The organism is Streptomyces sp. NPDC101132 (assembly GCF_044759225.1).
Classification (GTDB): Bacteria; Actinomycetota; Actinomycetes; order Streptomycetales; family Streptomycetaceae; genus Streptomyces.
Map to the genome: position 1 here is coordinate 228,241 of NZ_JBIVYX010000008.1, position 13,150 is coordinate 241,390.

Here is a 13,150-nt window from a genome sequence, read left to right on the forward strand (position 1 = left end):
GCGGCTCGGTTCGCCTACGGGCCGCTTGGAGCCGAGCTCACAGGGCCGCAGCCCTTCGGCTCACTCGCCGGCCGTGGCTTCGGCAGACCTACGCTCCGCGCAGCACGGCCCCGGTGCGCTCGGCGGCCAGGGCGACCGCCGCGTCGCGGGCGGCCGTGGACTCCTCGGCCGTCAGCGTGCGGTCCGCGGCACGGAAGCGCAGCGCGTACGCGAGGGACTTCTTGCCCTCGCCCACCTGCTCGCCCGTGAACACGTCGAACAGCCGCAGCGACTCCAGCAGTTCACCGGCGCCCTTGCGCAGCGCGGCCTCCACCGTCGCGGCCGGGACCGAGGCGTCGACGATCAGCGCGACGTCCTGGGTGGCCACCGGGAAGGTGGAGATGCGCGGCGCCTGGAGCGCCTCCCCGCCGGCCCTCTGCAGCCGGTCGAGGTCGATCTCCATGGCGCAGGTGCGGGCCGGCAGGCCCAGCGCCTTGGTCACGCGCGGGTGCAGCTCGCCGGCGTGGCCGATGACCTGCTCCACCCCGTCGAGGGTGACCAGCAGCTCGGCGCAGCGGCCCGGGTGCCAGGGGCCGTACTGGCCCTGGCGGACCACCAGCGGGGTGCCGGCCTCGCGGGCCAGGGAACGGGCGGCCTCGACGGCGTCGGCCCACTCCGCGGGACGGCCCTTGCCCCACCAGCCGGCCTGCTCGCGCGCACCGGCCAGCACGACCGCGGCGTGCCGCGGCTGCGCGGGCAGCGCCGCGTTGAGCGTGGCCACCTCGTCGTCGGTGGGACGGCGGTCGACGGGCAGCCGCACCGCGACGCCCGGCTCGGTGCCGGCCCGGAAGACCAGACCGGTCTCGAACAGCGCGAGGTCGTGGCTGCCGCGGCTGTCGTTCCGGCGCAGCGCCTGGAGGAGGCCCGGCAGCAGCGTGGTGCGCAGCGCCGGCTCCTCGTCGGAGAGCGGGTTGACCAGCCGGACGACCTGCCGGCTCGCGTCGTGCGCGGGCAGCTGGAGCTGGTCGAAGACGCCCTCCCCGATGAACGGGTAGTTCAGCGCCTCGACGTAGCCGGCGCCGGCCAGCGCGCGGCCGACCCGGCGGTGCAGCTGCTGCCGGGCGGTCAGGCCGCGGCCGGTGGGCACCTGCGGGAGGGTCGACGGCAGGTTGGCGTAGCCCTCCAGCCGGATGACCTCCTCGGCGAGGTCGTTCGGCTCGGCGAGGTCGGGACGCCACGACGGGACGGTGACGACGAGCTCGTCCTGGCCGTAGACGTCGCAGCCGATCTCCTGGAGGCGGCGTACGACGGTCTCGCGGCCGTAGTCCATGCCGGCCACCCGGTCCGGGTGGTCCGCGCGCATGGCGACGGTGCGCGGGGCGACCGGGGCGGTCAGCTCGGTCACGCCCGCCTCGGCGGTGCCGCCCGCGAGCAGCACCAGCAGGTCGACGGTCCGCTGCGCGGCGGCCGCCGCGGCCTGCGGGTCCACGCCGCGCTCGAAGCGCTTGGAGGCCTCCGAGGACAGCTTGTGGCGGCGGGCCGTGCGGGAGATCGTGATCGGGTCGAAGTGCGCGGCCTCGATCACGACGTCCGTGGTGCCGGTGACGACGCCCGTCTCCGGGTCGGTGACGGAGTCGGCGATCTCGGTGTTGGCACCGCCCATGACACCGGCGAGGCCGATCGGCCCGCTGTTGTCGGTGATCACCAGGTCCTCGGCGTCGAGGGTGCGCTTGACGCCGTCGAGGGTGGTGAACGCCTCGCCCTGCTCGGCGCGGCGGACGCCGATGGGGCCGTCCAGGCGGGAGCGGTCGTAGGCGTGGAGCGGCTGGCCGAGCTCCAGCATCACGTAGTTCGTGACGTCGACGGCCAGCGAGATCGGGCGCATGCCGGCCTTCTGGAGGCGGCGCTTGAGCCAGATCGGCGACTTCGCCTCGGGGTCGAGACCCGTGATGGTGCGCGCGGTGAAGCGGTCGCAGCCGGTCGGGTCGGCGACCTTGACGAGGTAGCCGTACGAGTTCGGGGCCGGCACGTCGAGCAGCGCCGGGTCGCGCAGCGGCAGGCCGTACGCGGTGGCGGTCTCGCGGGCCACGCCGCGCAGGGACAGGCAGTAGCCGCGGTCCGGGGTGACGGCGATGTCGAGGACCTCGTCGACGAGCTCCAGGAGCTCGATCGCGTCGGTGCCGACCTCGATCTCCGGGGGCAGCACGATGATGCCGCCGGAGCCGTCGTCGCCCATGCCCAGCTCGTCGCCGGAGCAGATCATGCCGTGGGAGGTCTTGCCGTACGTCTTGCGCGAGGCGATCGCGAAGTCGCCGGGCAGGACGGCGCCGGGCAGGACCACGACGACCTTGTCGCCCACGGAGAAGTTGCGGGCGCCGCAGACGATCTCCTGGGGCTCGCCGGTGCCGTTGGCCCCGCCGACGTCGACGGTGCAGAAGCGGATCGGCTTCTTGAACTCCGTCAGCTCCTCGATGGTGAGCACCTGACCGACGACCAGGGGGCCCTTGAGGCCGGCGCCGAGCTGCTCGACGGTCTCGACCTCGAGACCGGCGTCGATGAGCTTGGCCTGCACGTCGCGACCGGTCTCGCCCGCAGGCAGGTCGACGTACTCCCGCAGCCAAGAAAGCGGGACCCGCATCAGATCTCCATCCCGAACGGCCGGGTGAACCGGACGTCACCCTCGACCATGTCTCGCATGTCTTCCACGTTGTGGCGGAACATCAGCATCCGCTCGATGCCGAACCCGAAGGCGAATCCGCTGTACTTCTCCGGGTCCACGCCGCAGGCGGTCAGCACCTTGGGGTTGACCATGCCGCAGCCGCCGAGCTCGATCCAGCCCTCGCTGGAGCAGGTGCGGCAGGGGCGGTCGGGGTTGCCCACCGAGGCGCCGCGGCACACGTAGCACTGCATGTCCATCTCGGCGGACGGCTCGGTGAACGGGAAGAAGTTCGGGCGCAGCCGGGTGGTCATGTCCGGACCGAAGAGCGCCTGGACCATGTGGTCCAGGGTGCCCTTGAGGTCGGCCATGGTCAGGCCCTCGTCGACGGCCAGCAGCTCGATCTGGTGGAAGACCGGGGTGTGGGTGGCGTCGAGCTCGTCCGTGCGGAACACCCGGCCCGGGCACACCACGTAGACCGGCGGCTCCCGGTCGAGCAGCGAGCGGGCCTGCACCGGGGAGGTGTGGGTGCGCAGCACGACACCGGACTCGTCGCCCTCGACGCCCTCGGGGCCCTGGACGAAGAAGGTGTCCTGCATCTGCCGCGCCGGGTGGTCGGGCGTGAAGTTGAGGGCGTCGAAGTTGAACCACTCCGCCTCGACCTCGGGGCCCTCGGCCACCTCGTAGCCCATGGCGACGAAGACGTCCGCGATGCGGTCCATCAGCGTCGTCAGGGGGTGGCGTGCGCCGGCGGGGGTGCGGTCGTACGGCAGCGTGACGTCCACCGCCTCCTCGACCAGCACGCGCTCGTCGCGCTCGGCCTCCAGCTGCGCGAGGCGCTCCGCGAACGCCTTGTTCACGGCGCCGCGGGCCTGGCCCACGCGCTTGCCCGCCTCGGCCTTGGCCTGGGGCGGCAGGGCGCCGATCTCGCGGTTGGCGAGGGCGAGCGGCGAGGTGCCGCCGGTGTGGGCGGTCTTCGCCTGCGCCAGTGCGTCGAGGTCGCCGGCGGCCGCGAAGGCGGCGAGCGCCTCGTCCCGCATGCGCTCGATCTCTTCCGGTTTCAGTGCCTCGACCTCGACAGGGTCGTACGACTTGTTCGGTGCCGACATCTCTTCCCGTACTTCCGATGGGCTGGCTGGTGGTCCCCGCTCCGACCGGTTGAGTTCGTCAAAGGGACGCAAAGGTGCCAAAGGACGAGTCTACGGGGCGGGCGGGCGTGAAGGAGCCCGTGGGCCGCCTGGCGAGACTCTCGGGATGGTCACGAGAGGTAGGCAGGCGCGCCCACGGGCAGGGTAAATCGGAACTCGGCGCCGCCGCCGGGTCCGCGGCCGACCGTGATCGTGCCGCCGTGGGCCTCGACGATCCCCTTGACGATGTACAGGCCCAGCCCGGTCCCGCCGCGCTTGCTGCCCCGCCAGAAGCGGGTGAACACGCGGCCCATGGACTCCTCGGGGATGCCGGGGCCCTCATCCGTCACCGTGACCGCCGTTCCCTTCTCGTTCTTGGTGTGCGCGGGTGCCACGTCGATGGTGACGGTTCCCTCGCCGTGCCGCACCGCATTTTCGAGGAGGTTGCCGAGCACCTGGTCGATCTTGTCGGGGTCGGCCCACAGGTCGGGCAGCGGCCGGCCGATGCGGACCAGGAAGCGTTCGGGGGCCTGGCCGTTCGCGGTGAGGGCCTGGACGTGCCGGCCGACGGCGGTCGCGATGTCGACGGGCTGGCGGCGCACCTCCAGGCGGCCGGAGTCGATCCGGGAGATGTCGAGCAGCTCGGCGATCAGCCGGGTGACCCGGTTCGCGTCGGCGTCGACGGTCTCCAGCATCAGCCGCTTCTGGTCGTCGGTGAACCGCTCCCACTTGGCCAGGAGCGTCGCCGTGAAGCCCTTGACCGAGGTCAGCGGGGAGCGCAGCTCGTGGGCGACGGTGGCGATCAGCTCGGCGTGGCTGCGCTCGGTGCGGCGGCGGGCCTCGGTGCCGCGCAGGCTCACCACGAGGCTGCTGAGGGGCCCGGTGGGGCGGGTGCGGACGTACCGGGCGGAGACCAGGACCTCCCGGCCGCCGGGCAGGAGCAGGTTCCGCTCGGGCTGGCCGCGGCGGGTGGCGAGGCCGCCGTACGGGTCGGTGAGCGTCCACCAGTGGCGGCCGTCGAGGTCCTCCAGCGGGAGGGCCTGCTCGATGCGGCTGCCGAGGGCCCGTGCGGGGTCGGTGGCGGTGAGGCGGGCGGCGGCCCGGTTGAAGCAGACGACGCGGCCGGCGGCGTCGGCGATGACCAGCCCGTCGGGCAGGTCGTCCGGGTCGACGGCGGGCCGCGCCCCGGCGGCGGGGCCGGGCTGCGCGGGGACGCCCGGCGCGCCGGGCGGCAGGTCCCCGGGCTGCGCGGCGGGCAGGGGCGGAGTTCCGTCCGCCCCTGCGGCCCTCGGTGAGCTGTTCGTCCCGACGGTCATGTCCCCGTACCCCACATCTCCGAGGAGCGCAGTGGGCCCCCGGGGCGTCACATTACTAGCTGGGGGTCACGGAGCGGCACCCTCCGGGAGCCCGCTGTGCACGCGCGGACGCGTACAGGCACACGGCGGCGGCCGTGGCGAGGTTCAGGCTCTCGGCCTTGCCGTGGATGGGGACCCGCACGACCGCGTCGGCCAGGGCCCGGGTCTCCTCCGGCAGGCCCCAGGCCTCGTTGCCGAAGACCCAGGCGGAGGGGCCGCCCATGGTGCCGGCGTCGAGCTCGGCGTCCAGGTCCTCCCGGCCGGCGCCGTCGGCGGCCAGGATCCGTACGCCCGCCTCGCGGAGGCCGGCCACGGCCTGCTCCACCGGGACGCCGACGGCGACCGGCAGGTGGAAGAGGGAGCCGACGGAGGCCCGTACGGACTTGGGGTTGTAGAGGTCGACGGAGGCGTCGGTGAGGATCACGGCGTCGGCGCCCGCGGCGTCGGCGCAGCGCAGCACGGTGCCGGCGTTCCCGGGGTCGCGGACGTGGGCGAGCACGGCGACGAGCCGGGGCCGGCTCTTGATGATCTCCTCGAAGGGCGAGTCGAGGAAGTGGCAGACGCCGACCAGGCCCTGGGGGGTGACGGTCTGGGAGACCTCGGCGAGCACCTCGTCGGAGGCGTGGTGGACGCGGGCGCCGGCGGCGCGGGCCGCGTCGATGATGTCGGCGTACCGCTCGGCGGCCTCGGCCGTCGAGAACAGCTCGATCAGGGTGGGGCCGTGCTCGCCGCGGTGGGCGACGGCCTCGCGCACGGCCTGGGGGCCCTCGGCGATGAAGCGGCGCTCCTTGGTGCGGAAGTTGCGCCGGGCGAGCCGTCTGGCGGCGGCCACGCGGGGGGATCGCGGGGAGATCGGCTCGGCGGGGGTGCTCATGACGCGGCGGTCTCTCTGGTCGGGGGCGCCGGCGGCGGGCGGCCGGGGCCGGGATGCGGTCCGGTCCCGCCGGGCGGCCGGACGACGGTACGTGTGAACGCACACGGACCCGCAGGCATGTCGCCTGCGGGTCCGTGACTGCCGGCCGGGAATGCGGCCGGCGAGGCCTTACGCGGCGGCCTTCGGCGCGTTCACGTCGGCCGGGAGGGCCTTCTGCGCGACCTCGACCAGCGCGGCGAACGCGTTGGAGTCGTTGACGGCCAGCTCCGCGAGGATCTTGCGGTCCACCTCGATGTTGGCGGCCTTCAGACCCTGGATGAGGCGGTTGTAGGTCATGCCGTTCTGACGGGCAGCGGCGTTGATGCGCTGGATCCACAGCTGACGGAAGTCGCCCTTGCGCTTCTTCCGGTCGTTGTAGTTGTAGACCAGCGAGTGGGTGACCTGCTCCTTGGCCTTGCGGTACAGGCGCGAACGCTGACCGCGGTAGCCGGAGGCCGCCTCGAGGATCGCCCGGCGCTTCTTGTGGGCGTTTACCGCCCGCTTGACGCGTGCCACTTGTTAACTCCTTGTAGCGGGGCCGTGGTTGTCCTCACACGGCCCGGAAATTCGATTGGGTCCCGGTCCAGACGTCTCCGCTCCCGGCAGGGGGAGCGGCTGACGTCACTTGCCGAGAAGCTTCTTGATCTTCGCGGCGTCGCCCGGGGCCATCTCGGCGTTGCCGGTGAGGCGACGCGTCAGCTTGGACGACTTGTGCTCGAGCAGGTGGCGCTTGCCGGCGCGCTCGCGGAGCACCTTGCCGGAGCCGGTGATCTTGAAGCGCTTCTTGGAACCGCTGTGCGTCTTGTTCTTCGGCATAGCGCCGTTATCTCCTCGTCGGTGGCGCCCCCACCGGTCCTCGCGGACCGGCGAGCGGGAGCGTCATGTTGTGTCGGTTGATCCGGGGCAGGCTGCTCCGGAATCAGGCCTCGGCGGTCTCCTCGGCGGAGGCCTCGGCCGGAACCTCGGCGGACTCCGCGGCGGGCTGACCCTGGCGCTCGGCCTTGCGGGCGGCCTGCGCCTCGCGGGCTTCGGCCATCGCCTCGGTCTTCTTCTTGTGCGGACCGAGGACCATGATCATGTTTCGGCCGTCCTGCTTCGGGTTCGACTCGACGAAACCGAGGTCCTGGACGTCCTCAGCCAGGCGCTGCAGCAGTCGGTAGCCGAGCTCCGGCCGGGACTGCTCGCGACCACGGAACATGATCGTGATCTTGACCTTGTCGCCCTGCTTGAGGAACCGGACGACGTGACCCTTCTTGGTGTCGTAGTCGTGCGGGTCGATCTTCGGCCGGAGCTTCATCTCCTTGATGACCGTGTGCGCCTGGTTCTTGCGCGCCTCACGGGCCTTCATGGCCGACTCGTACTTGAACTTCCCGTAGTCCATGAGCTTGCACACGGGCGGACGGGCGTTCGCCGCGACCTCGACCAGGTCGAGGTCGTACTCCTGCGCAAGCTCCAGGGCCTTGGCAAGCGGAACGATTCCGACCTGCTCGCCGCTGGGACCGACAAGTCGCACCTCGGGAACGCGAATCCGGTCGTTGATGCGGGGCTCGGCGCTGATGGATCCTCCTCGGTAGCACCACACGACTGCCTGGGGGGCAGCCGCGGACGTCTGTTCTGTACGACCTGAACCGCGCCGGGACATGAAAAATGCCCCGGTACGGACACAGGCGGGAGCTCCTCATACAACCGGAGCACCGCCGTATGAACCACACGGGGCGCAGACTCGGGCGGCTTTCCATCGTCCGTACGGAACGATGGATGCCACCTGACCGGTGACCCGCCGTCCCGGAGGACGGTCAGGTGGGAGTGCGGAGCCTCCACTTGTGGGCCGGTTACACACGTATCCGGCCGGTCGTCACACAAGGTTAGCAGGAGGACGGCCCGGGTGCGAACCGGGTGGCCGGAACCGGTCGGGGACGGCGGCCGGAAGTCGTCGGGGCCCTGGGTTCCGCGGCCCCGCCGGGTGGGCGTCGTCCGCCTCCGTCCGTCCGGCTTATCGTGTGAGGCATGACTGACGCGACGCCCTCCCCCGCCCCCGAGGCCTCCGGGTCCCCCGAGGCTCCCGACTACGACACCCTGACCCGTGACATCGCGGACGTGCCCGCGGTCGAGGTGATCACGACGGTGGCGGTGCACCTGCTGAGCGCGGCCGCGGTCAACCTGGGCCTGGACAAGCCGGACTCCGAGCACAAGGACCTCGACGAGGCCCGCAAGCTGATCACCGCCCTGGCCGGGCTGGTGACCGCGAGCGCCACCGAGATCAGCTCCTTCCACGCGGCTCCGCTGCGCGACGGCCTGAAGTCGCTGCAGCTGGCCTTCCGCGAGGCCTCGGTCGTGCAGGACGAGCCGGGCCAGGGCCCGGGCGAGAAGTTCACGGGCCCGGTCTACGCCTGACCGCTCCCGCCGTACGGCACCGAGAGGGGCCCGGGGTTCTCCCCGGGCCCCTCTCGCGCGTTCCGCGTCCCGGCGTGCGCAGAGGTCCCCGCGTACGCAGAGGTCCCGGCGTCCGCAGAGGGCTCAGCGTACGAAGAGCGGCTCGCCCGGCGCGGCGGCGTCGGCCGGCAGCAGCGCGAGGTCCAGGCCCCGCACCAGCCGGGCCCGCAGGGTCTCGTCGGCCGCCAGCGCCTCCGCCACCCGGCGGGCCGCCTGCGGGACCGCGTCCGCGGGGGCGTCCAGGACCACGGCGAGGACGCCGTCCGCCGCGGGCCCGCCGGGCAGCAGGTGGGCGCGTACCACCGCGGGCTCGGCGGCCACCACCGCGCGGACCGCGCCGGTGACGGCCGGGTCCCGGAGCGGGTCGGCGGTGGTGCGGCCCTCGGCCAGGGCCAGCAGGGCGGAGCCGGTGAGCTGGTAGGGCACGGGGCCGGCGAGGTCGATGACCACGGTGTCGGCCTTCTCGTGGGCGGCCGCGCGCAGGGCCTGGTGCAGGGGCACCGCGACCGGGCGCGCCTTCGGGTCCCACAGGGCCAGCGAGGCGAGGGAGGTGAAGGCGGGCAGGGCCCTGCGGTCGCCCGCGGTGAGGGTGGGCACGGCCATGTCGCTGGTCTTCTCGCGGCGCAGCCCGGTCTCGGGGTCGGTCTCCACCTCGCCGAGCACGGCGACGACGGGCACCAGCAGGCGGGCGTCCTTGAGGGCCTCCAGCAGGAGGGGCTCGGCCGTTCTGTCCTCGGCCCAGGCGGCCAGGGCCGCGCTCAGCCGGGGGTCGGCGGAGCCGTCGTCGTCGGAGAAGCCGGGGTCCGGGATGTTCTTTTCGTGCGCCACAATCCCCCGACCCTATCCGGTGCTAGCGGGCGCGCCGCCGCCGCCCGAGGACGAGGCCGGCGGCGAGCAGGGCCGCCCCGGCGGCCGCGGCGGCGGGGGCGACGAGCCTGCCGCGCTGCTCCCGTGGGCGGGCCGGGTCGGGTCCCGGCCCGAAGTGGGCGGCGGGGAACCGGGACGGCACCGGGACCGCGGGCTCGGGGGTGAGGTCCTCCGCGGCGGCGAGCGCGGCGGCGGGGTCGACCAGGCCGTGGCCGCGGGCGTCGTCGCGGCCGCCGGCGGGGGCGTTGCGGGCGGTGTCCGCGAGCAGCCGCTTGATCTGTGCGGGGCTGAGTTCCGGGTGGGCGGCGCGGACCAGGGCGACGGTGCCGGAGACCCAGGCGGCGGCCGCGCTGGTGCCCCAGCCCTCGTAGTAGCTGCGGTCGGGGTCGGCGATCACGATGTCGACGCCGGGGGCGCTGACGGTGGCGTACCAGCGGCGGGTGGAGAAGGGGGCCTTGGTCCCGTCGCGGTCGACGGCCGTGACGGCGATCACGCCGGGGTAGGCGGCGGGGTAGGAGGCCCGGTCGCCCTGCTCGCCGCCGTTGCCCGCGGAGGCGACGACCACGACGCCCTTGGCGAGGGCGTACTGGACGGCCTCGTCCTCGGCGGCCTCGTGGTGGGCGGACTCGCTGTCGTCGCCGAGGGAGAGGTTGATGACGTCGGCGCCGTGGTCGGCGGCCCAGCGGATGCCCTGGGCGAGCGCGCCGCCCTTGTCGGCGCGGGCCTTCTCCCGGCCCGGGTCGCCCTCCTCCAGGATCACGCGTACGGGCAGGATGGTGGCGTCGGGCGCGATGCCGAGTACGCCCTGCCGGCGGCCGGTGCCGTGGCCGCGGCCCGCGATGATGCCGGCCATGGCGGTGCCGTGGCGGGCCCAGGAGCGCTGGCCGCGCTGCGCGCCGAAGCCGATGAGGTCGGTGCCGGGCAGCACCGCGCCGCGCAGGTCGGGGTGGGTGCCGTCGACCCCGGTGTCGAGCACGGCGACGGTGACGCCCTGGCCGCGGGTGGTCTCCCAGGCCCGCTTGGCGTGCAGCGCGCTCAGCCCCCACTCCCGGTCCCGGATCCCATCGGCGTGGGCGGCCCCGCTCCCGGCCCCGAGAACGACCGCGAGGCCGAACGCGAGGACGGCCCCGCCCCTCCGCGCCATCCCCCACCGCCGGTCACCGCGCCCGCGCCGGCCCTCCGACGCGGAGCGCCCGGGGCCGGCGGCGGTGCCGAGGCGGTGGGGTCCGCCTCCGGGGACCCCCAACGGCCCGGGACCGCCGGCCCGACCGGCCGACGCGCGCCCGGAAACACCGGGAACTCGGTCCGACGGCCGAGGGACCGGCACCACGCGCCGCGACGTCAAGGCCAAGGCCCCGACACCCCGGGCGGAGCCCAACCCACCCCCGGCGGAACCCGGAACGGTCGGCGGCACGCGCCGCGGGGCCGGCGCCGAGGAGCCGGGGTCCGGGGCGGAGCCCCGGGGAACGGTGGAAGGGCGGGTAGGGGACCAGCCCCGCAGGGCAACGCCACCCGCAGCCGGGCCCGCACTCGCAGCCGTACTCCGGGCCGGAGCCACATCGGCGGCGCCGGGCCCGGCGGAGGGCGCGGGGGTGCCGCGGGTCACCGCGCACCCCCCGTGCCCGCCGGCCGCGCGGCGTCCCGGCGGAGGGCGCGCTCCAGACGGTCCGCGACCGCCTTCGCCTCGTGGCCGAGGCCCGCCTGGGCGACGGCGCCGGTGTCGTCCGGGGACATCGCCGCGGCGGCCGGGGCCGGGGTCGGGACCGGGCGGCCGTCGGCGAAGCCGGACACCGCGTAGACCACCACCGGCGCGTCGGTCAGCACGGACACCGTCCAGCCCGCGCGCTGCCGGTCGTCGAGCCCGTACGCCGGCGGCAGCGGCGGCCGGGTGCCGAGCCGGTTCCGCAGCGCGCCCATCGTCGCCGCGTCGGCGGGCGTGAAGACCAGGCCGACGCCGATCACGGAGCTGCGCGTGGCGTCGGTGTAGGTGGCCCGCAGCTCCCGGTCGCAGCCCGCGGGGGCCAGCACCCGGGTCCAGGTCCCGCACCCGGTTCCCGGGTCCACCGCGATCCGCGTCCAGCGCCGGTCCGCGCCGCCCGGCCCGGCGCCGTCGCCCACGAGCACGGGCGGGAAGAGGGTGTCGACGGTCGCCGACCGCCACAGGACGGCGGCCTTGCGGTACGCGGCGTCCACCGGCGGCACGGCCTCGGCCCGGCCGAGCAGCCAGGTGCCCGCGACGGCCCCGCCGATCAGCCCGACCCCGAGCACGCTGCACACCGCCGCGGCCACGCCCCCCCGGGGCCGCCCGCCGGACGGAGCCCCGTCCGCCCTGCCCGGCCCACCGGTCGTGCCCGGCACACCGGTCGCGCCCGGTACACCCCGCCCGCCCGGGATCCCCGGCACGCCCGGCCGCTCCGGCAGGTCCGCCAGGTCCGGTTCGACGGCCATACGGCTTCGCACACCCCCGCTCGACGGCGCGCCGCCCGCGCGCACTGGCCGTACTCTACGGGCTCGATCATTCCCCTACCCCCGGGTAATCCGGTCTGGCAAGCTGCGCCCATGACGACTCCGGTGACCTCACCCGCCGCTGACCGGGCCCGCTACGACCGGGCCACCGCGCACCTGGACGCGCCGCTGGCGATCGTCGATCTGGCGGCCTTCGACGCCAACGCGGACGACCTGGTGCGCCGGGCCGGCGGCAAGCCGGTGCGGGTGGCGTCGAAGTCGGTGCGCTGCAGGGCGCTGCTGGAGCGGGTGCTGGCCCGCGAGGGGTTCGCCGGGATCATGTCGTACACGCTGGCGGAGTCGCTCTGGCTGGCCCGCTCGGGGTTCGAGGACGTGCTGCTGGCCTACCCGTCGGCGGACCGGGCCGGCTTCGCGGAGCTGGCGGGCGACCCGAAGCTGGCCGCGGCGGTCACGGTGATGGTCGACGACCCGGCGCAGCTGGACCTCGTCGACGCGGCCCGGGCGGGCGGGCGCGAGGAGATCCGGGTGTGCCTGGAGCTCGACACCGCGCTTCACCTGTTCGGGGGGCGCGTACGCGTCGGCGCGCGCCGCTCGCCGCTGCGCGAGCCGGCCCAGCTGGCCGGTCTGGCCCGGCAGATCGCCCGCCGCCCCGGCTTCCGGCTGGTCGGCCTGATGGCGTACGAGGGGCACGTCGCCGGTGTCGGGGACGCGGTGCCGGGCCGGCCGCTGCGCTCCCGCGCGATCCGGCTGATGCAGGCCGCGGCGCGCCGGGAGCTGGCGGCGCGGCGGGCCGAGACGGTGCGGGCGGTCCGGGAGGTGGCGCCCGGCCTGGAGTTCGTCAACGGGGGCGGCACCGGCAGCGTGCAGACCACGGCGGCCGAGGACGCGGTGACGGAGATCGCGGCCGGTTCCGGGCTGTACGTGCCGCGGCTGTTCGACAACTACACCTCGTTCTCCGGCCGCCCGGCCGCCCTGTTCGCGCAGCCGGTGGTGCGGCGGCCCGGGGTGGGCGTGGTGACGGTGCTCGGCGGCGGCTACCCGGCCTCGGGCGCCGCCGGCGCGGACCGGCTGCCGGTGCCGTACCTGCCGGAGGGCCTGCGCTACGACCCCCAGGAGGGGGCGGGCGAGGTGCAGACCCCGCTGCTGGGGGCGCCGGCGGACGACCTGCTGATCGGGGACCGGGTGTGGTTCCGGCACGCCAAGGCGGGTGAGCTGTGCGAGCGGTTCGACGCGCTGCAGCTGGTCGAGGGCGACCGGGTGACGGCCACGGTGCCGACGTACCGGGGCGAGGGGAAGACCTTCCTGTAGACGGGCCTCCGGCGGACGCGCCCCGCTGAACCGGCCCCGGCGTACG

The 13,150-nt window shown here is 74.7% G+C and carries 12 protein-coding genes; 2 read left to right on the forward strand and 10 right to left on the reverse strand.

Annotation, left to right across the window (positions count from 1 at the left end):
* Positions 1 to 88: 88 nt before the first annotated feature.
* The 7 genes from pheT to infC all read right to left on the reverse strand — a co-directional run bounded on the left by pheT (position 89) and on the right by infC (position 7,612).
* Positions 89 to 2,617 carry a phenylalanine--tRNA ligase subunit beta gene (gene pheT, locus ACIQUR_RS20390; protein WP_403665961.1) on the reverse strand — a complete coding sequence of 843 codons (2,529 nt, stop codon included), beginning with the start codon at positions 2,615 to 2,617 and terminating at the stop codon, positions 89 to 91.
* On the reverse strand, positions 2,617 to 3,744 hold the full coding sequence (gene pheS, locus ACIQUR_RS20395) for a phenylalanine--tRNA ligase subunit alpha (RefSeq protein WP_403665963.1): 1,128 nt from the start codon (positions 3,742 to 3,744) through the stop codon (positions 2,617 to 2,619). Before pheS ends, pheT begins: the two co-directional genes overlap by 1 nt.
* Positions 3,745 to 3,893: 149 nt before the next feature.
* A complete protein-coding gene (locus ACIQUR_RS20400) occupies positions 3,894 to 5,078 on the reverse strand; it encodes an ATP-binding protein (RefSeq protein WP_403665965.1) in 1,185 nt (394 codons plus the stop codon).
* A 55-nt stretch (positions 5,079 to 5,133) separates the two neighbouring features.
* Complete coding sequence (locus ACIQUR_RS20405; protein ID WP_403665967.1) at positions 5,134 to 5,991, reverse strand: TrmH family RNA methyltransferase; 858 nt, start codon at positions 5,989 to 5,991, stop codon at positions 5,134 to 5,136.
* Positions 5,992 to 6,159: 168 nt separating this feature from the next.
* Positions 6,160 to 6,546, reverse strand: coding sequence for a 50S ribosomal protein L20 (gene rplT, locus ACIQUR_RS20410; RefSeq protein ID WP_043227974.1), 387 nt, complete (start codon positions 6,544 to 6,546; stop codon positions 6,160 to 6,162).
* 105 nt (positions 6,547 to 6,651) lie between these two features.
* Positions 6,652 to 6,846 carry a 50S ribosomal protein L35 gene (gene rpmI, locus ACIQUR_RS20415; protein ID WP_030192941.1) on the reverse strand — a complete coding sequence of 65 codons (195 nt, stop codon included), beginning with the start codon at positions 6,844 to 6,846 and terminating at the stop codon, positions 6,652 to 6,654.
* 103 nt (positions 6,847 to 6,949) lie between these two features.
* Positions 6,950 to 7,612 (reverse strand): translation initiation factor IF-3, encoded by a 663-nt coding sequence (gene infC / locus ACIQUR_RS20420; RefSeq protein ID WP_403665968.1) that lies wholly within the window; start codon positions 7,610 to 7,612, stop codon positions 6,950 to 6,952.
* A gap of 425 nt (positions 7,613 to 8,037) precedes the next feature.
* Between infC and ACIQUR_RS20425 the strand changes: the two genes are divergently transcribed.
* Positions 8,038 to 8,424 carry a DUF1844 domain-containing protein gene (locus ACIQUR_RS20425; RefSeq protein ID WP_403665970.1) on the forward strand — a complete coding sequence of 129 codons (387 nt, stop codon included), beginning with the start codon at positions 8,038 to 8,040 and terminating at the stop codon, positions 8,422 to 8,424.
* A gap of 123 nt (positions 8,425 to 8,547) precedes the next feature.
* On the opposite strand, the gene ACIQUR_RS20430 is transcribed toward ACIQUR_RS20425, so the two are convergent.
* The 3 genes from ACIQUR_RS20430 to ACIQUR_RS20440 form a co-directional block, all read right to left on the reverse strand.
* Entirely contained in the window at positions 8,548 to 9,291 is a 744-nt protein-coding gene (locus ACIQUR_RS20430) for an SseB family protein (RefSeq protein ID WP_403665972.1), read from the reverse strand.
* 22 nt (positions 9,292 to 9,313) lie between these two features.
* Positions 9,314 to 10,474 carry a type VII secretion-associated serine protease mycosin gene (mycP, locus tag ACIQUR_RS20435; RefSeq protein WP_403665974.1) on the reverse strand — a complete coding sequence of 387 codons (1,161 nt, stop codon included), beginning with the start codon at positions 10,472 to 10,474 and terminating at the stop codon, positions 9,314 to 9,316.
* Between the two features lie 458 nt (positions 10,475 to 10,932).
* The gene (locus ACIQUR_RS20440; protein ID WP_403665976.1) at positions 10,933 to 11,778 is read right to left on the reverse strand and encodes a hypothetical protein; all 846 of its coding nucleotides are present in this window, start codon (positions 11,776 to 11,778) and stop codon (positions 10,933 to 10,935) included.
* Positions 11,779 to 11,901: 123 nt separating this feature from the next.
* On the opposite strand from ACIQUR_RS20440, the gene ACIQUR_RS20445 reads away from it, so the two are divergent.
* A complete protein-coding gene (locus ACIQUR_RS20445) occupies positions 11,902 to 13,104 on the forward strand; it encodes an amino acid deaminase/aldolase (RefSeq protein WP_403666271.1) in 1,203 nt (400 codons plus the stop codon).
* Positions 13,105 to 13,150: the final 46 nt, after the last annotated feature.

What these genes read in the sequence shown, in the direction of transcription:
- ACIQUR_RS20400 (WP_403665965.1), bottom strand. Translation starts at nt 5,078, where the DNA reads ATGACCGTCGGGACGAACAGCTCACCGAGGGCCGCAGGGGCGGACGGA.
- ACIQUR_RS20425 (WP_403665970.1), top strand. Translation starts at nt 8,038, where the DNA reads ATGACTGACGCGACGCCCTCCCCCGCCCCCGAGGCCTCCGGGTCCCCC.
- mycP (WP_403665974.1), bottom strand. Translation starts at nt 10,474, where the DNA reads ATGGCGCGGAGGGGCGGGGCCGTCCTCGCGTTCGGCCTCGCGGTCGTT.
- pheT (WP_403665961.1), bottom strand. Translation starts at nt 2,617, where the DNA reads ATGCGGGTCCCGCTTTCTTGGCTGCGGGAGTACGTCGACCTGCCTGCG.
- ACIQUR_RS20405 (WP_403665967.1), bottom strand. Translation starts at nt 5,991, where the DNA reads ATGAGCACCCCCGCCGAGCCGATCTCCCCGCGATCCCCCCGCGTGGCC.
- pheS (WP_403665963.1), bottom strand. Translation starts at nt 3,744, where the DNA reads ATGTCGGCACCGAACAAGTCGTACGACCCTGTCGAGGTCGAGGCACTG.
- ACIQUR_RS20440 (WP_403665976.1), bottom strand. Translation starts at nt 11,778, where the DNA reads ATGGCCGTCGAACCGGACCTGGCGGACCTGCCGGAGCGGCCGGGCGTG.
- rpmI (WP_030192941.1), bottom strand. Translation starts at nt 6,846, where the DNA reads ATGCCGAAGAACAAGACGCACAGCGGTTCCAAGAAGCGCTTCAAGATC.